Genomic DNA, 21,513 nt, shown 5'->3' with positions numbered 1-21,513 from the left:
TTGCCTAGCGGATGTTCGGGTCGAAGGTGAAGATCACCAGCGTGCCCAGAAGGATGGTGAACACCGTGGCGGTGTAGAGCAGGCCCTTCAGCCACAGCCGCGTGTTGGCACGCTCCGCGTAGTCGTTGATGACGGTACGCAGACCGTTGGCGCCGTGCAGCATGGCCAGCCACAGCATCAGCAGGTCCCAGACCTGCCAGAACGGGGACGCCCAGCGGCCGGCCACGAAGGCGAAACCGATCTTGGACACGCCGCCGTCGAGCACCAGCTGGATCAGCAGGTGGCCGATGACCAGGACGACGAGCACGATGCCCGAGAGGCGCATGAAGAGCCACGCGACCATCTCGAAGTTGCCGCGGGTCGAGCGCGGGGTCTTGCCGGTCCGCTTGCGCGGGGCCTCGATGTAGGGCGCCGGGTTCTCGACGTCGTAGAGCGAAACGCCCTCCACGTCGCCGATGACCTTGGCGGAAGAAGTGTCAGAAGACATGCGTGTCACTTCCCGAACAGTTCAAGGTAGGCGTGGCCCAGGACGGGGTACAGGGCCCCGACCATGAGGACGATCCAGATGCCCACGACGGTCCAGAGCATCTGCTTCTGGTAGCGCGGGCCCTTGGACCAGAAGTCCACGGCGATGACACGGAGACCGTTGAGCGCGTGGAACAGGATGGCGGCGACGAGGCCGTACTCCAGTAGCGCGACGATCGGAGTCTTGTAGGTAGCCACGACATCGTCGTACGCCTCGGGGGAGACGCGGACGAGAGCGGTGTCGAGGACGTGTACGAACAGGAAGAAGAAAATGAGGACGCCGGTGACTCGATGAGCCACCCAGGACCACATTCCTTCCCGGCCGCGGTACAACGTTCCAGCCGGCACGGAAAACCCTCCGGAAGCGGGGCGGGGGCCAGCCGGCTTCGTTGTCGGTCGGGCCCGGCCGGGTACGGTCCTCCGGCCCCGGACATCGTAGCGACGCTTTGTCGGTTCCTTCGCCCGGGGGTCTTCGGTGTGATCAAACAGGCACGTACGGACTATCCCACAGGGGCGAATAGGCCGATTTCCGTGGCAGTCAGCCCATCGGGCGAGGTCAGCCAGCGTGTCAGATCCCGAAGCCGGGCCTGGGCGACCCGTCGCAGCTCGTCGGCGGAGATCGAGCGCTCCTCGTCCACCTCGTGCCCCATCCGGCGGCGGATCGCGCCCAGGAGCTGGTCGGCCTGCTCCTCCGGCGGGTGCTGGTCGAGGCAGATCACGAAGGCGTGGCCGAACTTTCGTTCGTACTCCGCATGCGCCGCGTCGAGGGCCAGCAGTGCGGCGTACGGGGCCCCGTGGTCCAGCTCCGCCGAGGACTCCGCGGCCAGCGCCTCGGTCAGGTCGCCCTGCGAGAGGTCGTACGAGGCCTCGTCCGCGGCGGCGATCAGAGCCCCGGGATCCGGGTAGGGGCGGTGTGCAGCCACCCGGTGCGCCCAGCGCCGACTTCCGCAGCAGTGCAGCAGGACGGCCAGGGTGGCTTCGGGGGACAGGGCGTTGAACCGCGCCAGTCCTGAGCCGTGGGAAGGGGTGGAACTTCCCCCGCGTTCGGTCCGGGACATGCCCCCTGGGGCCTGTGCCGGAAGGTGGCTGGACAGCAGGGGGCTCCTCGGGGCGCGGCGGGGGTGTACCGCCACGCTATCGACGCAGGGCAGGGTGTGTCGTACCGATTCGGGGATTTCACCCGGAAGTGAGCCGAAAGGATGACGTGAGCGCCACGGGCAGGCATGGTGAGTGCCCCGGGAAGGGGAGGGCGACCGAGGCCGCCACCCCCCACAGGAGAGGCCCCGGCCGCCATCCGTCACGGGCTCGTGCGACAAGCCCGTACCCCTGTCAGCGCCGCAAGTGCGTTTTGTGTCACACCTCGCTCCGCACAGGGTTGGTTGCGCGTTGTATCACTCGTGGACGAGAGGTACTTGAAAGCCGTAACGTGCTGATTTGCGCCACACGTACAGGACAGTGAACGGGTTGGGGACTTTGCTGGGGGACGACGCGGAGCTGACCGCCGCGGTGCTCGCGGCACAGGACGGCGACGAGAACGCGTTCCGTGCTGTGTACCGCGCCGTGCACCCACGGCTGCTCGGGTACGTACGCACGCTCGTCGGCGACGGCGACGGCGAGGACGTGACCTCCGAGGCCTGGCTGCAGATCGCCCGCGACCTCGACTCCTTCACCGGCGACGCCGACCGCTTCCGCGGCTGGGCCGCCCGCATCGCCCGCAACCGTGCCCTCGATCACATCCGCATGCGCGGCCGGCGCCCGGCCATCGGCGGGGACGACACCGAGCTGACCGGCTGGGCCGCCGAGTGCGACACCGCGGGCGCGGCGATGGAGTCCCTCTCCACCGGCCGGACCATGGCGCTCATAGCCCAGCTCCCGCAGGACCAGGCCGAGGCCGTCGTCCTGCGGGTCGTGGTCGGGCTGGACGCCAAGAGCGCGGCCGAGACCCTGGGCAAGCGGCCCGGCGCCGTACGGACGGCGGCCCACCGGGGCCTGAAGAAGCTGGCCGAGCTGCTCGGTGCGGAGGGCGGCTTCGAGGCCGACCCGGACACCGCCTCGGGTGCGGGCGCGACGGTCGGCCATAATGCCCGTGGCCAGGTCTGGGACGGCGGGGGCGGGAGGGATCTCGACGCCGTACCCGCACAACGTGGCCGAGGCGGGGGCTTCGTAGAGCAAACCGGTGTGACGGATTCACGTTGGCGGACGCAGAAGGACATGTGATGGCCGACGAGCGCAACAGGTGGCTGGACAAAGCCGCAGCGGACAAAATGCTGCGCGGCGAACCGGTGGAACCTGTGGGGCCGGCCGCCGATCAGCGTGCCCGGACCGAGGCCGCCCGGCTGCGTGCCGCCCTGGACGCCCTGGGCGCCGTGGCCGAGCCGCTGTCCGTGGAACTTCCCGGCGAGGCCGCCGCGGTGGCCGCCTTCCGTACGGCGCGGGGCGCCGCGCGGCCGGCTGCCGTGTCCGAGGCGTCCGAAGTCGCCGCCGAACCCGTCGTCGACCTCGGCCGCATCATCCCCGCGCCCGTGCCCGCGGGCCGGCGCGGGCGGACCGTGAGCTTCGGCCTGGCGGCCGCCCTGGCCAGTGTCGCCGTCGGCGGCCTGGCCGCCGCGGCCGGCGCCGGGCTGCTCGACCGGGCCCGGCACGACAGTGCGGGACCCGCTCCGGCGATGTCCGTCAGTGCCGGCGAGCACTCGTCCCAGGGCATCGGCAGCGGAGCCCCGACCTCGCGCCCGATGTCGACGCCCACCCCGCTGCCGAACGGTTCGAATGCGACGGTCCTCCCGGATGCGGCCCGGACGCCGGACGCGGACGGCCGGACGACACCCGGGAGCGAAGCGGGCGCCGGCACCTCCTCGGGTGCGACGGCGACCGGCGGCACGGGCAAGGACGGCCAGGACGGCCGGATCGGCACGGGCGGCAGGGACGGGGACCGCGACACCTTCGGCGGCGGGGGCACCGACAAGGACGGCACGGAGGGCGACCGGGAGCTCCGGCTCAAGGCCGCGGACCTCTGCGAGCAGTTCAAGTCGGGCCGGATCAATGACGACCGCCGTGAGTGGCTCTCGCGCCAGGCCAACGGCCTCACCCGGATCCCGGCCTACTGCAAGTCCCTGCAGGAGGACGAGGGCTCCGGCGGCGGCAAGCGCAGCGACGCCCCGCCGGTGGGCGGGACGCTCCGCGCGCCGACCCTTTCGCCGTCGCTCCCGCGGGGTTCGATCGGCCTGCAGGTCGACCGCTGATACATGCGCTGACCTGCCTGTAACACTTTTCGAATCGGTGGCGCAGTACATATCGAGCCGACTGGTCATCGGCCGCGCATGAGCCGGGGTTCCCCCCGTACCCCTGGGCTCTGCGCAACCGGCGCGGGCGGGGCACGTTCCCCCGGCCCTGCCCGCGCCCATTACGTCAGACCGAAAAAGCCCGAGGCATCGCCTCGGGCTTCTTGCTTGCCGGCTTCCTGCTTCTTGGTCCCGCTGTCGCTGCCGCGGGCACGGGCACGGGCTTCGCGGGACCGGAGGCCCGGCCCCGGCGCCACGGCATCACCAGTAGACGACGACCTTGTCGCCGACCTGCACCTGGTCGAACAGGGCCGACAGCTTGCCCTTGTCCCGGACGTTCACGCAGCCGTGCGAGGCGCCGGCGTAGCCGCGCGCCGCGAAGTCGGCGGAGTAGTGCACGGCCTGGCCGCCGCTGAAGAACATCGCGTACGGCATCGGCGTGTGGTAGATCGTCGACGTCCACTCCTTGGCCTTCCAGCCCACGTTGAACACGCCCTCACGGGTCGGGGTGTTCTCGGAGCCGAAGCGCACGTCCATCGTCGAGACGACCTTGCCGTCGATCATCCAGGCGAGGGTGCGGCTCTCCTTGCTGATGCACATGACGCGGCCCGTCATGCAGCGCGGGTCCGGCGCGTCGACCTCGTTGACGGTAGGCGGGCGCAGCTCGTCGGCGGTGGGCTTCTTGCTGGAGCTCTGGATCTTCTTCCAGGTGGCCTCGTCGACCGAACCGGTGGCGTTCAGCCCGTTCTTCGACTGGAAGGACTTGACCGCGGCCGTCGTCTTCGAGCCGTAGAAGCCGGTCGGCGCGACCGACATCAGCTTGAGCTGCTTCAGCCGGGCCTGGAGCTCGCGGATCTGCTCGCTCTCGTCGCCGTTGGCCATGATCTGCTTCACCGAGGGCGAAGGCGAGGCCGAGGGGGATGCCGACGCGGAGGCGGACGGCGAGGGCGAGCCCGAGGGCTTGTCGTCGGTGGAGGGAGAGGCTTCGGGGGAGGCGCCCGCCGTGGGCGAGGACGGAGCCGAGGAGGCGGAGCCGACGGACTCCGTCTTCTGCGGTCCGCAGGCGGTCGCGGCGAGCGCGACGGCGGTTGCCAACCCGATCGTGCGGATTATGACTCTCTGGCGCTGCATTGCAGTCCCCCGGTTTCTACGTCGTGTATCTAGGTGATGCTCCGCACGCGTGGACAGTTGCACTCGGCTCCGGGATGTTGCGCCATTGTGACCGGCAGTCGTCCGCAGCCTTACGAAGCGATTCGCGGCCGGGGCACCCCAGCGGTGGCTCGGGGAGGTTTTATCAGTCCCGGGCCCGGTTGCTCTACGGAGGACTACGTCACACATGGCACTCACAGAGAGCGGATTCCCCATCGAACCGGTCTACGGGCCCGGCGACCTGACGGGTTGGGACCCGGCGTCCGAGCTGGGGCAGCCGGGCGACTTCCCCTACACTCGGGGGATTTATCCGAACATGTACACCGGTCGGCCGTGGACCATGCGGCAGTACGCCGGTTTCGGTACGGCGGCCGAGTCCAACGCCCGCTACCGGCAGCTCATCGAGGGCGGCGGCACCGGGCTGTCCGTCGCCTTCGACCTGCCCACGCAGATGGGACACGACTCCGACGCCCCCCTCGCCCAGGGCGAAGTGGGCAAGGTCGGCGTCGCCGTCGACTCGCTCGACGACATGCGGACGCTGTTCGACGGGATCCCCCTCGACCGGGTCTCCACCTCGATGACGATCAACGCGCCCGCCGCGCTGCTCCTGCTGCTCTATCAACTGGTGGCGGAGGAACAGGGCATCTCGGGCACAGAGCTGACGGGGACGATCCAGAACGATGTGCTCAAGGAGTACATCGCGCGCGGGACGTACATCTTCCCGCCCGGCCCCTCCCTGCGCCTGACCGCCGATACCTTCCGCTACTGCCGCGCCGAGATCCCGCGGTGGAACACCATCTCCATCTCCGGCTACCACATGGCCGAAGCCGGCGCCTCTCCCGCGCAGGAAGTGGCCTTCACCCTCGCCGACGGCATCGCCTACGTCCGTACCGCCCTGGCGGCGGGCATGGTGGTCGACGAGTTCGCGCCCCGGCTCTCCTTCTTCTTCGTCGCCCGCACCACCCTGCTGGAGGAGGTGGCGAAGTTCCGTGCGGCCCGGAGGATCTGGGCCCGCGTCATGCGGGAGGAGTTCGGTGCGCGGGATCCGAAGTCGCTGATGCTGCGCTTCCACACCCAGACGGCCGGGGTCCAGCTGACCGCGCAGCAGCCGGAACTGAATCTCGTACGGGTGGCCGTGCAGGCCCTGGCCGCCGTCCTGGGCGGCACGCAGTCGCTGCACACCAACTCCTTCGACGAGGCGATCGCGCTGCCGACGGAGAAGTCCGCCCGCCTCGCCCTGCGCACCCAGCAGGTCCTCGCGCACGAGACGGACGTGCCGCACACCGTGGACCCCTTCGCCGGGTCCTACGCGGTGGAGCGGATGACGGACGAACTGGAGGCGGCGGCGCTCGCGCTGATGCGCCGGGTCGAGGACCAGGGCGGGGCGGTGGCGGCGATCGAGGCCGGCTTCCAGAAGGCCGAGATCGAGCGGAACGCCTACCGCATCGCGCAGGAGACCGAGAGCGGGGAGCGGGTCGTGGTCGGGGTCAACCGCTTCGCGCTGGAGCGCGAGGACGCGTACGAGCCGCTGCGCGTGGACCCGGCCATCGAGGCGCGGCAGTGCGCGGCGTTGGCCCGGCTGCGGGCGGAGCGGGGCGGGCCGGCGGTGACGGCGGCGCTCGCGGCCCTGAAGGAGGCGGCGGCGGGAACGGCCAACGTGCTGTACCCGATGAAGGAGGCGCTGCGGGCCCGGGCCACGGTGGGGGAGGTGTGCGGCGCGCTGCGGGAGGTCTGGGGGACGTACGAGCCGAGCGGTTCCACCTGGTGAAACAGACTGGCGCGACAGGTGCGTCCCTGTGGGACACTCCTGCCCATGCTGGGTGTGACCGATCTTCCGACGTATCTCGCAGGCCTGGTGCTGATCATTCTGCTGCCGGGGCCGAACTCGCTCTACGTGCTCTCCGTGGCTGCCCGCCGCGGGGTGCGCACCGGGTACAAGGCCGCCGCCGGGGTGTTCACCGGCGACGCCGTGCTCATGCTGCTGACCGCCGTCGGCGCCGGGGCGCTGCTGCGGGCGAGCCCGCTGGTGTTCACCGTGGTGAAGTTCCTCGGCGCCGGCTACCTGGCGTGGCTGGCCGTGGGGATGATGCGGGGCGCCTGGGCGCTGTGGCGCACGCGCATGGAGCGGGCCGAGGCCGAGGCCGCGGTGCCCGCCGACCCGGCCGAGAACGAACGGCCCTACCGGCGCGCGCTGCTGATCAGCCTTCTCAACCCGAAGGCCATCCTCTTCCTGATGTCCTTCTTCGTGCAGTTCGTGGACCCGTCGTACGCCTATCCGGCGCTGTCGTTCCTGCTCCTGGGCGGCCTGCTGCAGACCGGCAGCTTCCTCTACCTGACGCTGCTGATATTCGGCGGGACCCGCCTCGCGGCGGCCTTCCGCCGCCGCAGGCGGCTGTCGGCCGGGGCCACCTCCGCGGCGGGCGTGCTGTTCCTCGGCTTCGCGGCCAAGCTCGCCGTCAGCTGAGCGCCCGGCGCAGCCACGCCATCCGCCGGACGGCCCGGCGCACGGTCCGGCTGCGCGGCAGGAACGACAGCTGCGCCGGGATGCCGCCCGGCAGGCCCAGGGAGGTCAGCCGGCGGCGGGTGAAGTACCGCCAGGTGCGCGGGGTCAGGTGCCTGGCCAGGTAGGCCTCGGCCGCGGGCCGACGCGCGGCCAGGATCTGCGGCTGCATCGTGAACCCGACGGCAGTGAGCAGTGCGGCCGGTTCCGCCCGGACCTGCTCGGGGGTCGGAGGCGTCCAGGCCCGGACCGCCTCCGCGTCGGCGAGGTCCGGGAGCAGGGCGTCCACCAGGGCCAGCGGTACGCGATTGCTGTTCGGGTACGGGCTCAGGGTGGCCAGCACCGCATCGGTCCCGGTCCGGGCCACCGGGAGCCCGTACAGCGTGGCCGCCGTCAGCAGCCCGGTGGAGAAGCAGCCGACGACGAGCGCGGGGCGCAGCCGCTGGTAGAGGGTCTCGGCCAGGACCGGGGCGGCGATCACCGTCAGCCGGGCACCGAGCCGTTCGGCCTCCTCCCGGGCCCGCCGGCAGTACACGGCCGGGGCGCCGGGGTGCGGCTTGAAGACCAGCTCGCGATGGCCGAGGGCGTGGGCGCCGCGGACCATCGAGACGTGCAGCTCCTCCTCCTCGGCCGGGCTCATCAGGTCGAGGGCCGAGAGGTACTGGCCCAGGAGGAGGGCCGGGGGCTCGGCCGGCTCGACGGGGGCACCCGCGGTCGCCGCGGTGGCTTCGGCGAGTTCGGCGAGTTCGGCGAGGACCTTGAGGAACGGCTCCGTCGGCACCAGTTCGACCCGTACCCCGAACTCCGTCAGCAGCAGGGGCTCCAGCCCGGGCACCAGGTCCAGGTGGAGCACCCGCCGCACCCGCATCCCCAGCTGCGGGTCGAGGCGGAAGCGGGTGGGGCCGTAGCTCATGAGCCCGTCGGCGTAGACGTCGACGGCCGCGCCCGGGAAGAGTCGGCACAGGGTCTGGGCGGGCGGGACCTGGAGGGACTCGACGATCAGCTCGACCCGGTCGTCGCCGAGGTCCCACAGGGTGCGCAGCTGCCGTTCCCAGAGGGGGACGTCCTCCGCGCGGGGGGCCCAGGTGCTCGGGTGCTGGGGCTCGATGACGCGGTTCCAGTCGAGGACCTCGTCGAAGCGCGAGCGCAGGGCGGCGAAGCCCGGCATCTCCGCGATCCCCGGGGTGACCTCGGCGGTGACGGCGTGGTTGCTGGTCAGCAGGATGCGGCGGCCGGCGGGCGGGAAGCCGCCCGCGTCGATGCCCGCCGCGAGGGTGGCGGCGCCGTAGAGGGTGGAGGCCAGGAAGATCTGGGTGGGCATCAGGCGCTCGCTCCCGACGGGGCGCGGCGGCCGCCGCGCAGGCGGCGCAGCACGGTGGAGCGTTCGACGTCCATCGAGTCCAGGACCTGGTCCAGTACGTCCTGCGGCATGCGGCCGAGCGCGGCCGTGCTCATGATGCGGAGTTTCTTGGCCACGTCCGGCTCGAACCTTTCGATGGATCCGAAATGATGGGCGATAATTGCACAATAGGTTCGGACGGCTTTCGGGAGCAGTCGGTCGGATTCCCGGTCCCCGAGCGCGTCCGCGAGTACTTGATCGAATGCGCGAATGAAATCGAGCTGCCGTTCGTCGCCGATCTGCGTCAGTGAGGTGGAAACCCCGCGCCGGTAGAAGACGCCGGGCAGTCCGACCGCCGCGAAGGACGCCGCCTCCCGGTGCAGCCGCCAGATCCACGGCCGGTCCTCCGCGGTCCGCAGCCCGTCGGTGAAGTGCAGCACCCCGCGGTCCAGCAGGCGCCGGTGGTACATGCCGGCCCACGCGTACGGGTAGTCCACCGAGGTGGCCCGGTCGGCGGGCAGGATCGCGGCGCGCGGATCGGCGACCACCGACTCCGGCCCGTACGGAACACGCTGCACGCTCCGCGACCGGCCCGTGCAGCGAACATGGTCGGTGCGGACGAAATCGCAGTTCAGAGCCTCTATGGCGGCCAGTGTCCGGGCCAGATGGCCCGGCGCCAGCCAGTCGTCCCCGTCCAGGAAGGCCAGGTACTCGCCACGGGCCGCGTCCAGACCGGTGTTCCGGGCGGTGGCCAGGCCGCCGTTGCGCTCGTGTCTGAGGTGCACCGCCCCCGGCAGCTCGCGCGCAGCCCGCTCCAGCAGGTCGGGCGTCCCGTCCGTCGAGCAGTCGTCGACGAGCAGGAACTCGAAATCGTCCCGGGCGTTGAGTTCGAGACTCTTCAGGGCATCCGGTGCATATGTCTGCACGTTGTAGAACGGCACGACAACAGAGAGCTTGGGCACTCGCGAGACATTAGGGCGCCGCCCGTCATTCACTGTGGCCCGGATGCGGATTCCATGTGAACGGCGCGGGGCGGGCGAGTTAACCCGTGCGCTTTCGCATTTCGTCGACGCGTTGTTAACCCGCTGTTGTGCGCTCGTTGGGCCGATCACCGAAATTGCGGAATAGCTTCTGCCGCGTGCCAGAACGCAAACGCGTCGCCGTACTCGCCGATTCCGATACGCGATGGAAATGGGGCGCACTCACCGCCCGCCGTCTCGTGCCCGACCACCAGCTCACCGGATTCCTGCTGCGCGGCCGTGCCACACCCACCGCGCGCCAGCTCGGCGAGGTGGGGGTGCGGGCCGACCGGCTGTCCGAGGTGACCTGCGCCGAGTTCCTCGCCGAGATCGAACGCGAGCGCTACGACGTGATCGTCCTCGCGCTCGTCGGCGGGGCCGTCCAGGCCGTCCTGCACGGGGCCCGCGCCCTGTGGCCCGCCCCGGCCGGGCGCCCCGTACTCGTCACCGGCTACGTGGGCGTCGTGTACGAGAAGCTCGCCGACGGGCTGCTGCTGCGGCACGGCGCCGACCTCGTCCTCGCCAACTCCCGCCACGACGCCGAACGCTTCCGCGCCGTGTACGAGGGCGTCGGCGCGGACGCCACCGCGGTCACCGAGACCGCGCTGCCCTTCCTGGGCGGGGCACGGTACGAGCCGGCCGGGAGCCGGGCCCACACGGTGGTCTTCGCCGTCCAGCCCTCCGTGCCCGACAGTCGTGCCGACCGCGCCTACCTGCTGGAACGGGCCGCCGGACACGCCCGGCTGCACCCCGACCGGGAGGTGCTGATCAAGCTGCGCAGCAAGCCCGGGGAGCACACCACGCACCTGGAGGAGCAGCCGTACCAGCGGCTCGCCGAGAAGATCCCGGGCGGACTGCCCGCCAACTGCCGGCTGGTGTACGGAAACATGGGCGAGGTCCTGGACGGCACCGACCTGCTGGTCACCGTCTCCTCCACGGCCGCCCTGGAATCCCTGCACCGCTCCATCCCGACGGCGATCCTGACCGACCTCGGCATCCGCGAGGCCCTCGGCAACCACCACTTCCTGGGCTCCGGCTGCCTGGCCTCCTGGGACCAGATCGACTCCGGTCTCCTCCCGGAGGGGAACCCGGCCTGGCTGGCGGCCCAGGGCGTCCTGCCCGCGCAGGGCGCCGGCCCGCGGACGGGCGCGGACGCCTACGCCGTGGCCCGGGCCAAGGTGGCCGCGCTGATGGCCGCGACCCGGCTGCCCCCGCCCGCCCCGTACTACACGCGCACCACCGCCCCCCGGTACCTGCCCGGGATCCTCGCCCGGCACCACCTCGATCCCGACGGCACCCCGATGCCCGGCGCGGTGCGCCCGGCGGCGGGGGAGTCCCGGCTGCGCCGCCGGCTCCGCGCCCACCTGCGCGAGGCCGCCCGCGGCGCCTACCGGCACGGGGTGCAGCGCGTGGCCCCGGTGATCCGCAGGCTGGGGGAGCTGTGAGGGTCCTCGCCGTCGTCCCGGCCCGCGGCGGCTCCAAGGGGGTCCCGGGCAAGAACCTCGCCGAGGTCGCCGGCACCCCGCTCGTCGCCCGCGCCGTCCTGGCCTGCCGCGCCGCCCCGACCGTCACCGACGTGGTGGTCTCCACCGACTCCGAGGCCATCGCCGCCGCCGCCCGCGCCGCCGGAGCCGACGTGATCGCCCGCCCCACCGCGATCTCCGGGGACACCGCGAGCAGCGAGGCCGCCGTGCTGCACGCGCTCGCCGCCTTCGAGGAGCTGCACTCCCTCACCGTGGACGTGGTCCTCCTCGTCCAGTGCACCAGCCCCTTCCTCGCCGCCTCCGACGTCGAGTCGGTCGCCGTGGCCGTCGCCTCCGGGGCGGCCGACTCGGCCCTGACCGTGGCCCCCTTCCACGGGTTCCTCTGGCGGGACGCGGACGACGGCACCGGGACCGGGGTCAACCACGACGCGGCGCACCGCCCCCGGCGCCAGGACCGGCCGCAGGACCTGCTGGAGACGGGCGCCGCCTACGCCATGGACGCCGCGGGCTTCCGCACCGTCCGGCACCGGTTCTTCGGCCGCGCCCTTCCCGTCGCCACCGATCCCGCTCGGGTCCTGGAGATCGACGACCCGCACGACCTGGCCCGCGCCCGCCTGCTCGCACCCCTGCTCGACCCGCGCCCCGGGGCACACCCCGCACAGCCCGCCCCGGACCCCTGCGCGCCCGCCTCCTCGCACCCCGATCCACAGCCCGTACCCCGCACATCCCCGCACCGAAGGACGCCCCCTGCCATGACCTCCACGCCCGACCCCCGCATGCGTACCTTCGGCGCCCGCACCGCGGGCCCCGGTCGCCCCGTCTACGTCGTCGGCGAGATCGGCATCAACCACAACGGCGACCTCGGCAGCGCCTTCGCCCTCATCGACGCCGCCGCCGAAGCGGGCTGCGACGCCGTGAAGTTCCAGAAGCGCACCCCGGAGATCTGCACCCCGCGCGACCAGTGGGACATCGAACGCGACACCCCCTGGGGCCGGATGACCTACATCGACTACCGCCACAAGGTCGAGTTCGGCGAGGACGAGTACCGCGCCATCGACGACCACTGCGCCAAGCGCGGCATCGACTGGTTCGCCTCCCCGTGGGACACCGAGGCCGTCGCCTTCCTGGAGAAGTTCGACGTCCCCGCCCACAAGGTGGCCTCCGCCTCCCTCACCGACGACGAGCTGCTGCGCGCCCTGCGCGCCACCGGCCGCACCGTCGTGCTGTCCACCGGCATGTCCACCCCGCAGCAGATCCGCCACGCCGTGGAGGTGCTCGGCAGCGCCAACATCCTTCTCTGCCACGCCACTTCGACGTACCCGGCCAAGGCCGAGGAGCTCAACCTGCGGGTGATCAACACCCTCCGCGAGGAGTACCCGAACGTCCCGATCGGCTACTCCGGCCACGAGACGGGCCTGCAGACCACGCTCGCCGCCGTCGCCCTCGGCGCCACCTTCGTCGAGCGCCACATCACCCTGGACCGCGCGATGTGGGGCTCCGACCAGGCCGCCTCCGTGGAGCCCGGCGGCCTCACCCGACTGGTGCGCGACATCCGCACCATCGAGACCGCCCTCGGCGACGGGATCAAGCGGGTCTACGAGTCCGAGCTCGGCCCCATGAAGAAGCTCCGCCGCGTGCAGGGCCGGCTGGCAGCCGTCTGACCTGTCCGGCGCGTACGCGTTCCGCCCCCCGACAAGGAGCACGTGGTGACCCCCTCCGCCTCCACCCTGGCGTTCGTCGAGAGTCCGGTCCAACTCCTGAACGTGCTGGAGTGGGCGTACGCGCGCGCCGGAGAGCAGCCGCAGCTGGACGGCGTCCCTCGCCAGCGGGGGCGCCGCGCCGACGGCGGGACCGGGCCCGGCCGCGCCGCCCGGCCGGCGGGCGCCGCGACCCCCCTGCGGATCGTCGTCCTGCCGCCCACCGACCCGATGTCCCGCGGCCAGCTGCGCCGGGTGGCCGCACTGGCCCGGGACGAGGGGCACGAGGTCCAGTGGCAGGAGGCCCGCGGCAGCCGGTTCGCGCCGCTGAAGGCGTTGGCCGCGCTGGCGCGCGACGTACGCGCGGCGCGCACGGTCGTCGTCGGCGACCCCTTCTCGCGCTACGTGCAGCTGCTGCTCACCCTGGTGCGCGCCGAGGAGCTGGTGGTGGTCGACGACGGCACCGCCACCATGGAGTTCATGGCCCAGACCGCCCGCGGCGAACGCCTCGTACGGTGGCACCGGATCGGCGGCGGCGGACTGCCCGGCCGGATCCGCGAGATGGCGTACGCACCCGTCTCGGCGACCGCGCGACGCCGCTTCACGCCGGCGGGACGCCCCGGCCACCGCGTCGAGGTGTTCAGCTCGATGCCCGTCACCGCCCACGGCGCAATGACACTGCGGATCAACGACTTCGCGTGGACCCGCGCCCGGTTCGGCCCGCCCCGCCTGACCAAGGGCACCGACCTGGTCGGCACCTCGCTGGTGGAGACCGGTGTGGTGGACCCGGACCGCTATCTGGACGCGGTGCGCGCCCTGACCCTGGAGCACGGCGCCACCCGCTACTTCGCGCACCGCCGGGAGTCCCCGGAGAAGCTGCGCGCGCTGAGCCGGGCGACCGGGCTGGAGATCGTGCGTCCGGACCTGCCGCTGGAGCTGATCGCCCGGCGCGGTCCCGTCGGCCGGACGATCGTCAGCTTTCCGTCCACCGTCGTCCACACGCTGCCGTACGCCCTGACCGGTACCGGTGTCACCGTGGCCGTATGCGATGTGGACCCCGCCTGGCTCACCGGGTCCGCCTCCCCTCGCGCCCGCAGCTTTCTCGCCGGGGTCACGGACACCGCCCGCGATGTGCGCAGACTGCCTGCCCAGGCGACTCCCACGGCCGGATGAGCGCGCGAGTTTACCCCCGCGTGCATCCGGTCATGCGTCCAGAGGTCGGGTTTCTTTCCCCTAACGGCATGAACTTTTCGTGATCCCCGGCCAGTTGACCCGTCCGTGGGCCTACCCTTCAACGGGTGAACCAGTTGATGTCCCGCGAGTCCCAGACCGCCCAGCCCGCCGCGTCCGACCGGCCCGAGCTGCCCGGCAAGCTTCCGGACCACCTGCGTACCGAACTGATCGCCTTCCGCCGGGACTTGCACATGCACCCGGAGCTCGGACACCAGGAATTCCGTACCACCGCGGCGATCAAGGCCCGGCTGGAGAAAGCCGGCCTGCGACCACGGGTACTGAAGTCCGGCACCGGCCTGATCTGTGACGTCGGCACCTGGGACGGGGGCCGGCCGATGCTGGCCCTGCGCGCGGACATCGACGCCCTGCCCATCCCGGACGCCAAGACGCACGTCCCGTACCGCTCGACCTTCCCGGACCGCGCGCACGCCTGCGGTCACGACGTGCACACCGCGGTGGTCCTCGGCGCCGGCCTGGTCCTCGCCGAGCTCGACCGGCAGGGGCTGCTGCCCCGCCCCGTACGGCTGCTCTTCCAGCCCGCCGAGGAGGTGCTCCCGGGCGGGGCCACCGATGCCATCGAGTCCGGGGTCCTGGACGGCGTGGGCCGGATCGTCGCCGTGCACTGCGACCCCCGGGTCGACGCGGGGCGCATCGGGCTGCGGCCCGGCCCCATCACCTCGGCCTGCGACCGGCTGGAGGTCAGCCTCTCCGGCTCCGGCGGGCACACCGCGCGCCCGCACCTGACCACCGACCTGGTGACGGCCGCCGCCCGGGTGGCCGTCGACACCCCGGCCCTGCTGGCCCGCCGGATGGACGCCCGCTCGGGCATGTCGGTCACCTGGGGCCGGATCGAGGCCGGCCACGCCTGCAACGTCATCCCGATGCACGCCGAGCTGTCCGGAACGGTGCGCTGCCTGGACCTGAACGCCTGGCACGAGGCACCGGACATGATCCACGCGGCGATCGACGAGATCGCGACCATGCACGGGGCCAAGTTCGAGATCAACCACGTGCGCGGCGTGCCTCCGGTGGTCAACGACCCGGTGATCACCGAACTGCTGCGCGAGGCGATGGGGGTCCGCCTGGGCGCGGAGTCGGTCGAGGACACCGAGCAGAGCCTGGGCGGGGAGGACTTCTCCTGGTACCTGGAGCACGTGCCGGGTGCGATGGCCCGGCTGGGGGTCCGTACGCCCGGCGACACCGCCAAGCGTGATCTGCACCGGGGCGACTTCGACGTGGACGAGTCCGCGATCGGCGTCGGAGTGGAGTTCTTCACGGCTGCCGCACTGATCGACGGGCGTCGCGCCGTGGCCGGTAGGTAGCCGGCCGGGCACATCTCCCTACAGGATCCGTGGGGTTCCCGGTGGGCGTGTCCAGCCCTTGGTACACAAGGGCTGGACACGTAAGGAGTCACCAATCGGTCACTGTCCGGTTCACGACGATCCGATAACGACTCATGAACGGGCCTTTAACTGACATCTACGCGCGTTACGATCGCCGCGAAACCAGCGCCGGTCGTGGCGCTTCGGTCAGGTTTTGAAGGAGCCTCCCCTTGCGCCGGATCACCAGGATCGCCACCGTGGGCATCGCGTCCGCGGCGCTGGCCCTCTCGGCCACCGCCTGTGGCGGAAAGAAGTCGTCGGACGCCTCGGCCTCCCCCTCGGAGTCGGGTCAGAAGTCCGCAGCCATTGCGTACGACATCGGTGGCCGCGGCGACCAGTCGTTCAACGATGCCGCCTACGCCGGTCTGAAGAAGGCCGAAACCGATCTGAAGATCAAGGGCGCCGAGGCGGAGCCCACCGACGGTGAGGGCGAGGCCGACAAGGTCCAGCGCCTCACCGAGCTTGCCCGCAAGGGCAACAACCCGGTCATCGGTGTCGGCTTCGCCTACGCCCCGGCCATCAAGAAGGTCGCGCCGAAGTTCCCGAACACCACGTTCGGCATCATCGACGACACCTCCGTCACCGGTGACAACATCGCCAACCTGGTCTTCAACGAGGAGCAGGGCTCCTACCTGGCCGGCGTCGCCGCCGCCAAGGCGTCCAAGACCGGCACGGTCGGCTTCATCGGCGGTGTCGAGGTTCCGCTGATCAAGAAGTTCGAGGCGGGCTTCACCCAGGGCGTCAAGGACACCAACCCGAACGCCAAGGTGCTCTCCCAGTACCTGACCCAGCCGCCGAACTTCGACGGTTTCGCCAAGCCCGACCTCGGCAAGGCTGCCGCGCAGGGCCAGCTCGACGCGGGCGCCGACGTGGTCTACGCCGCCGCCGGTCTCGCCGGTTCCGGTGCCATCGAGGCCGCTTCGGCCAAGGGCAAGTGGGCCATCGGTGTCGACTCCGACCAGTACAACCAGGCGGGTCTGGCGAAGTACAAGGACTCCATCCTGACCTCGGTCACCAAGGACGTCTCGGACTCCGTCTTCAACCTGATCAAGTCGGTCGAGGACGGCAAGCCCACCATCGGTGAGATCCGCTACGGCCTGGACAAGGACGGCGTCGGCCTGGCCGACTCCAACCCGAAGTACAAGGAGATGGCTGACGTCATCGCCGCGGTGGAGAAGGCCAAGGCCGACATCATCGCCAAGAAGATCACCGTCAAGACCGCGCCGTAAGGCCGTTCCTGACATGTAGTCCTGGTCTCCGGGGTCCGGGAAGCGGTCACGATCGCTCCCGGGCCCCGAGCCACGTTCTGTGATCACTAGTCTGTGACCAAGTGGCCTCCCTGGCCGCGAGTTTTCACTTCCGACAGTGCTACGCGCGTAGAAGCATCGTGGACGCGATACTTTCACTCCCCGCCCTGTCCTCCCTGCCTTCCGCTCCTTTTGCGCCAAGGAGAGTGCGTCATCAACGCGTCCAGCCCGCCCCCCGCCGTAGAACTGCACGGCATCACCAAGCGCTTCCCCGGCGTCGTAGCCAACAAGGACATCGCGATCACCGTCCGCAAGGGCACGGTCCATGCCCTGATCGGTGAGAACGGCGCCGGCAAGTCGACTCTGATGAAGATCCTCTACGGCATGCAGAAGCCGGACGAGGGCACCATCGCCATCGACGGGGAGCAGGTCTCCTTCAACACCCCCGGCGACGCCATCGCCCGCGGCATCGGCATGGTGCACCAGCACTTCATGCTCGCCGACAACCTCACCGTCCTGGAGAACGTGGTTCTCGGCGGCGAGAAGTTGTACGGCATCGGCGCCAAGGCCCGTAAGAAGATCAAGGAGATCTCGGACGCGTACGGCCTCGGCGTGCGCCCCGACGCCCTGGTCGAGGACCTCGGTGTCGCCGACCGTCAGCGCGTGGAGATCCTCAAGGTCCTCTACCGCGGCGCGAAGATCCTCATCCTCGACGAGCCGACCGCCGTGCTCGTGCCGCAGGAGGTGGACGCGCTCTTCGACAACCTGCGCGAGCTCAAGGCCGAGGGCCTGACCGTCATCTTCATCTCGCACAAGCTGGGCGAGGTGCTGAAGGTCGCCGACGACATCACGGTCATCCGCCGCGGCACCACGGTCGGCACCGCCGACCCGAAGACCGCCACCCCCAAGCAGCTCGCCGAGCTGATGGTCGGTGCGGAACTGCCCTCGCCGGAGACCCGCGAGTCCACGGTGACCACCACGCCGATGCTCAAGGTCACGAGCCTGACCGTCGCCGCGGGCGAGGCCGTCGTCGCCGAGCCGGAGGTCCTGGTCCCTGCGGGCGCCCCGGACTCGTCGACCCTGGAGAAGGTCGAGGCCGGCCGGCTCCTGCTGGACGACATCAGCCTGACCATCCACAAGGGCGAGATCCTCGGCATCGCCGGTGTCGAGGGCAACGGCCAGACGGAGCTGATCGAGGCCCTGATGGGCATGATGACCCCCGACGCGGGCGCCATCACCCTGGACGGCGCGGACATCACCAGGATGTCGGTGCGCAAGCGCCGCGAAGGCGGCATCGGCTACATCCCCGAGGACCGCCACCGCCACGGCCTGCTGCTGGAGTCCCCGCTCTGGGAGAACCGCATCCTCGGCCACGTCACCGAGGCGCCCAACTCCAAGAGGGGCATCCTCGACCTGAAGGCGGCCCGCAAGGACACCGAGCGGATCGTGCGCGAGTACGACGTCCGCACGCCCGGCATCGAGGTCACCGCGGCCTCGCTCTCCGGCGGCAACCAGCAGAAGCTGATCGTCGGCCGCGAGATGAGCCACAACCCGAAGTTCCTGATCGCCGCCCACCCCACCCGTGGTGTGGACGTCGGCGCGCAGGCACAGATCTGGGACGCGATCCGCGAAGCCCGCCGCGACGGCCTGGCCGTCCTGCTCATCTCCGCGGACCTGGACGAGCTCATCGGCCTGTCCGACACCCTGCGCGTGATCTACCGCGGCCGCCTGGTCGCGGACGCCGACCCGGCGACCGTCACTCCCGAGGAGCTCGGCACCGCCATGACGGGCGCCGCCTCGGGGCACCTGGAAGCAACCGACAACCACTCCGCCGCTGCCGACGGTGACACGACGGAGGACGAGGCCCGATGAAGAAATTCGACAAGGACCGGCTGATCCTCGGCTTCGCCGGGCCCGTCCTCGCGCTGGTCAGCGCGTTCCTGCTGACCATGATCGTGCTGGCCGCGACGGGCATCGACCCGATCGAGCCGCTGCGCCTGATGGTGGAGAACGCCAGCTACGAGGACGTCCAGATCCTCATCGTGAACCAGGCCGGTACGTACTACCTGGCGGCCCTGGCCGTGGCCATCGGCTTCCGGATGAACCTCTTCAACATCGGCGTCGACGGTCAGTACCGCCTCGCGGCGATGCTCTCCGCCGTGGTCGGTGCGGCGGTGACCCTGCCGGGCCCGCTGCACCTCCTGCTGATCGTCCTCGTGGCGATGTTCGTCGGTGCCTTCTGGTCCGGCATCGCGGGCGTCCTCAAGGCCAAGCGCGGGGTGAGCGAGGTCGTCTCCACGATCATGCTCAACGCCATCGCGACCAGCCTCATCGCCTGGCTGATGCTGACGAAGAACCTCGGCGTCCAGATCGAGGGCTCCAACGACCTGACGACCGGCGACATCGCCGAGTCGGGCTGGTTCCCGGCCGTGTCCCTCGGCGACGGGCTGGAGCTCTACGGCTTCACCTTCGTGGCCTTCGCCCTCGGCATCGTCTACTGGTTCGCGCTCAACCGGACCCGCTTCGGCTTCGACCTGCGCGCCACCGGTGCCAGTGAGTCCGCCGCGCAGGCCTCCGGCGTCGACGCCAAGAAGATGATCATCACCTCGATGCTCATCTCCGGGGCGGTCGCGGGTCTCGCCGGTATGCCGCAGCTGCTGGGCGAGACGCACACCTACAACCTGGCCTTCCCGGTCGGTGTCGGCTTCACCGGCATCACCATCGCGCTGCTCGGCCGCAACAGCCCGGTCGGCATGCTCTTCGCCGCGTTCCTGATGGCGTTCATCGACAAGGCCTCGGCCTCGCTCGACCAGAACGGGTACGCGAAGGAGATCGGCACGATCATGAAGGGCCTGATCGTGATCGCAGTCGTCGTCTCGTACGAGCTCGTCCGCCGCTACGGCATCCGCCGGCAGCAGCAGAAGGTCGGCGAGGAGCTGGCCGCGGGCCACGCCATGAAGACCGAGAAGGAGGTCGCGGCGTGAGCGCCAGCACCGTTTCCACGAAGAAAGCGGCACCCGCGACGCGGAGCCGCAAGAAGCTGACCCTGCCCTGGATCATGCTGATCATCGCGGGTGGCCTCGCGCTGGTCTCGCTGGTCCGCCTGATCAGCGGCGCCAACGACCTGACCTCCGTCGGCCAGGTCTCCGGCGCCCTCTCGCTCGCCGTGCCGATCGGCCTGGCCGGTCTCGGCGGTCTGTGGGCCGAGCGCGCGGGCGTCGTCAACATCGGCCTCGAGGGCATGATGATCCTCGGCACCTGGTTCGGTGCCTGGGCCGGTTACCAGTGGGGTCCGTGGACCGGCGTCATGGCCGGCATCATCGGCGGCGCCATCGGCGGCCTGCTGCACGCGATCATCACGGTCACCTTCAACGTCAACCACATCGTCTCCGGTGTGGCCGTCAACATCCTGGCCCTGGGCTTCACGCAGTACCTGTCGAACTTCACCTTCGCGGACGCGCCGGGCGGCTCCTCCAAGCAGTCGCCGCAGGTCGAACCGATCTACAAGATCACGATCCCGGGGCTGTCCGACTGGATGGCCGAGCTCCAGGCCAAGCACTGGTTCTTCGTCTCCGACCTCGCCGGCGTCATCGGCGGCCTGGTCACCGAGCTGTCGCTGCTGACCGTCGTCGCCCTGCTGCTGATCCCGGCCACCTGGTGGGTGTTGTGGCGGACCACCTTCGGTCTGCGGCTGCGCTCCTGCGGTGAGAACCCGATCGCCGCCGAATCGCTCGGCGTCAACGTCTACAAGTACAAGTACATCGCCGTGATCGTCTCGGGCGGCCTCGCCGGCCTCGGCGGTGCGTTCCTGTCGATCGTCGCCAGTCCGATCTACCAGGAGGGCCAGACCGGCGGCCGCGGCTACATCGGTCTCGCCGCAATGATCTTCGGTAACTGGATGCCGGGCGGCATGGCGCTGGGCGCGGGCCTCTTCGGCTTCATCGACAGCCTCAAGCTGCGCGGTGGCGCCACGAACGTCCACGCGCTGCTGCTGCTGATCGCCATCGTGCTGGTGCTCGTCTGCGTCTGGCAGCTCTACAAGAAGAAGTACCTGCAAGCCGGTATCTCGGCGGTCTTCGCGGCGCTGCTGTTCGTCTGGTACGCGACGACGGACTCGGTGCCGAGCCAGTTCGTGGATGCCGCTCCGTACGTCACCACGCTGCTGGTGCTCGCCCTGTCGGCGCAGCGCCTGCGCATGCCCAAGGCGGACGGCATGCCGTACCGCAAGGGTCAGGGCAAGTGACCTCGGGCCGGACGGTGGACTGGGAAGCCCTGCGGAGGGCCGCCCGGGACGCGATGACCCGGGCGTACGCCCCGTACTCGGGCTTCCCGGTCGGGGTCGCCGCCCTGGTGGACGACGGCCGCGTCGTGACCGGCTGCAACGTGGAGAACGCCAGCTACGGGCTGGGCCTGTGTGCCGAGTGCGGGCTGGTCTCCTCCCTCCACGCAACCGGTGGTGGCCGCCTCACGCACTTCACGTGCGTGGACGGCAAGGGCGAGATCCTCGTCCCGTGCGGCCGCTGCCGTCAGCTGCTGTACGAATTCGGCGGCGACGAGCTGCTGGTGGAGACCCCCGACGGGGTCCTCCCGCTGGCGGCGATGCTGCCGCAGGCCTTCGGGCCCGACCACCTGAGATAGCCGTGGCGACGGCCCTCCGCCC

19 protein-coding genes and 1 pseudogene are annotated in these 21,513 nt (G+C 70.8%); 14 read left to right on the top strand and 6 right to left on the bottom strand.

Annotation, left to right across the window (positions count from 1 at the left end; all coding sequences use genetic code 11):
• Positions 1–4 precede the first annotated feature (4 nt).
• The 3 genes from IE257_RS19645 to IE257_RS19635 all read right to left on the bottom strand — a co-directional run bounded on the left by IE257_RS19645 (position 5) and on the right by IE257_RS19635 (position 1,583).
• Positions 5–487: a succinate dehydrogenase hydrophobic membrane anchor subunit gene (locus tag IE257_RS19645; RefSeq protein WP_189970407.1), complete on the bottom strand. Its 483-nt coding sequence runs from the start codon at positions 485–487 to the stop codon at positions 5–7.
• A 5-nt stretch (positions 488–492) separates the two neighbouring features.
• Positions 493–873, bottom strand: a complete 381-nt coding sequence (gene sdhC / locus IE257_RS19640; protein WP_078892868.1) for a succinate dehydrogenase, cytochrome b556 subunit — start codon at positions 871–873, stop codon at positions 493–495.
• Positions 874–1,025: 152 nt separating this feature from the next.
• The gene (locus tag IE257_RS19635) at positions 1,026–1,583 is read right to left on the bottom strand and encodes a 2-oxo-4-hydroxy-4-carboxy-5-ureidoimidazoline decarboxylase (RefSeq protein WP_189970406.1); all 558 of its coding nucleotides are present in this window, start codon (positions 1,581–1,583) and stop codon (positions 1,026–1,028) included.
• A gap of 415 nt (positions 1,584–1,998) precedes the next feature.
• On the opposite strand from IE257_RS19635, the gene IE257_RS19630 reads away from it, so the two are divergent.
• Together IE257_RS19630 and IE257_RS19625 are read left to right on the top strand one after the other, a co-directional pair.
• Positions 1,999–2,742 carry an RNA polymerase sigma factor gene (locus IE257_RS19630; protein WP_189970992.1) on the top strand — a complete coding sequence of 248 codons (744 nt, stop codon included), beginning with the start codon at positions 1,999–2,001 and terminating at the stop codon, positions 2,740–2,742.
• Complete coding sequence (locus IE257_RS19625) at positions 2,742–3,764, top strand: hypothetical protein (RefSeq protein ID WP_189970404.1); 1,023 nt, start codon at positions 2,742–2,744, stop codon at positions 3,762–3,764. Before IE257_RS19630 ends, IE257_RS19625 begins: the two co-directional genes overlap by 1 nt.
• A gap of 300 nt (positions 3,765–4,064) precedes the next feature.
• Here IE257_RS19625 and IE257_RS19620 read toward each other — a convergent pair whose 3' ends face one another.
• Positions 4,065–4,934, bottom strand: a complete 870-nt coding sequence (locus tag IE257_RS19620; RefSeq protein ID WP_189970402.1) for a L,D-transpeptidase family protein — start codon at positions 4,932–4,934, stop codon at positions 4,065–4,067.
• 205 nt (positions 4,935–5,139) lie between these two features.
• Between IE257_RS19620 and IE257_RS19615 the strand changes: the two genes are divergently transcribed.
• Together IE257_RS19615 and leuE are read left to right on the top strand one after the other, a co-directional pair.
• Positions 5,140–6,720, top strand: coding sequence for an acyl-CoA mutase large subunit family protein (locus IE257_RS19615; protein ID WP_189970400.1), 1,581 nt, complete (start codon positions 5,140–5,142; stop codon positions 6,718–6,720).
• A gap of 45 nt (positions 6,721–6,765) precedes the next feature.
• Positions 6,766–7,416, top strand: coding sequence for a leucine efflux protein LeuE (leuE, locus tag IE257_RS19610; RefSeq protein ID WP_189970398.1), 651 nt, complete (start codon positions 6,766–6,768; stop codon positions 7,414–7,416).
• Here leuE and IE257_RS19605 read toward each other — a convergent pair.
• Together IE257_RS19605 and IE257_RS19600 are read right to left on the bottom strand one after the other, a co-directional pair.
• Positions 7,409–8,773 carry a polysialyltransferase family glycosyltransferase gene (locus IE257_RS19605; RefSeq protein ID WP_189970396.1) on the bottom strand — a complete coding sequence of 455 codons (1,365 nt, stop codon included), beginning with the start codon at positions 8,771–8,773 and terminating at the stop codon, positions 7,409–7,411. The genes leuE and IE257_RS19605 overlap by 8 nt on opposite strands.
• Positions 8,773–9,753, bottom strand: coding sequence for a glycosyltransferase family 2 protein (locus tag IE257_RS19600; RefSeq protein WP_189970393.1), 981 nt, complete (start codon positions 9,751–9,753; stop codon positions 8,773–8,775). The genes IE257_RS19605 and IE257_RS19600 overlap by 1 nt, the downstream gene beginning before the upstream one ends.
• Positions 9,754–9,929: 176 nt before the next feature.
• Here IE257_RS19600 and IE257_RS19595 point away from each other — a divergent pair, with 176 nt between their 5' ends.
• The 10 genes and pseudogenes from IE257_RS19595 (at position 9,930) to IE257_RS19555 (ending at position 21,491) form a co-directional block, all read left to right on the top strand.
• Positions 9,930–11,255, top strand: a complete 1,326-nt coding sequence (locus IE257_RS19595) for a DUF6716 putative glycosyltransferase (RefSeq protein WP_189970391.1) — start codon at positions 9,930–9,932, stop codon at positions 11,253–11,255.
• Positions 11,252–11,617, top strand: a pseudogene (locus IE257_RS38500) (acylneuraminate cytidylyltransferase family protein); the annotation flags it as partial. The gene IE257_RS19595 and the pseudogene IE257_RS38500, both read left to right, overlap by 4 nt.
• Positions 11,618–12,046: 429 nt before the next feature.
• Positions 12,047–12,955, top strand: coding sequence for an N-acetylneuraminate synthase family protein (locus IE257_RS38495; RefSeq protein WP_229920558.1), 909 nt, complete (start codon positions 12,047–12,049; stop codon positions 12,953–12,955).
• A gap of 45 nt (positions 12,956–13,000) precedes the next feature.
• A complete protein-coding gene (locus IE257_RS19585) occupies positions 13,001–14,164 on the top strand; it encodes a hypothetical protein (protein WP_189970388.1) in 1,164 nt (387 codons plus the stop codon).
• Positions 14,165–14,301: 137 nt separating this feature from the next.
• Entirely contained in the window at positions 14,302–15,546 is a 1,245-nt protein-coding gene (locus tag IE257_RS19580; protein WP_189970990.1) for an amidohydrolase, read from the top strand.
• 230 nt (positions 15,547–15,776) lie between these two features.
• On the top strand, positions 15,777–16,835 hold the full coding sequence (locus tag IE257_RS19575) for a BMP family lipoprotein (protein ID WP_189970386.1): 1,059 nt from the start codon (positions 15,777–15,779) through the stop codon (positions 16,833–16,835).
• Between the two features lie 210 nt (positions 16,836–17,045).
• Positions 17,046–18,725: an ABC transporter ATP-binding protein gene (locus IE257_RS19570; protein ID WP_189970383.1), complete on the top strand. Its 1,680-nt coding sequence runs from the start codon at positions 17,046–17,048 to the stop codon at positions 18,723–18,725.
• Positions 18,722–19,837 carry an ABC transporter permease gene (locus IE257_RS19565; RefSeq protein WP_189970381.1) on the top strand — a complete coding sequence of 372 codons (1,116 nt, stop codon included), beginning with the start codon at positions 18,722–18,724 and terminating at the stop codon, positions 19,835–19,837. Before IE257_RS19570 ends, IE257_RS19565 begins: the two co-directional genes overlap by 4 nt.
• Entirely contained in the window at positions 19,834–21,096 is a 1,263-nt protein-coding gene (locus IE257_RS19560) for an ABC transporter permease (RefSeq protein ID WP_229920520.1), read from the top strand. The genes IE257_RS19565 and IE257_RS19560 overlap by 4 nt, the downstream gene beginning before the upstream one ends.
• Positions 21,093–21,491 (top strand): cytidine deaminase, encoded by a 399-nt coding sequence (locus IE257_RS19555; RefSeq protein WP_189970379.1) that lies wholly within the window; start codon positions 21,093–21,095, stop codon positions 21,489–21,491. Before IE257_RS19560 ends, IE257_RS19555 begins: the two co-directional genes overlap by 4 nt.
• Positions 21,492–21,513: the final 22 nt, after the last annotated feature.

The sequence above is a fragment of the Streptomyces avidinii genome, from assembly GCF_014650695.1.
GTDB classification, from domain to species: Bacteria; Actinomycetota; Actinomycetes; order Streptomycetales; family Streptomycetaceae; genus Streptomyces; species Streptomyces avidinii.
Note: the sequence above shows the minus strand (reverse complement) of the source record. Positions and strands in the feature narration are given on the sequence as shown.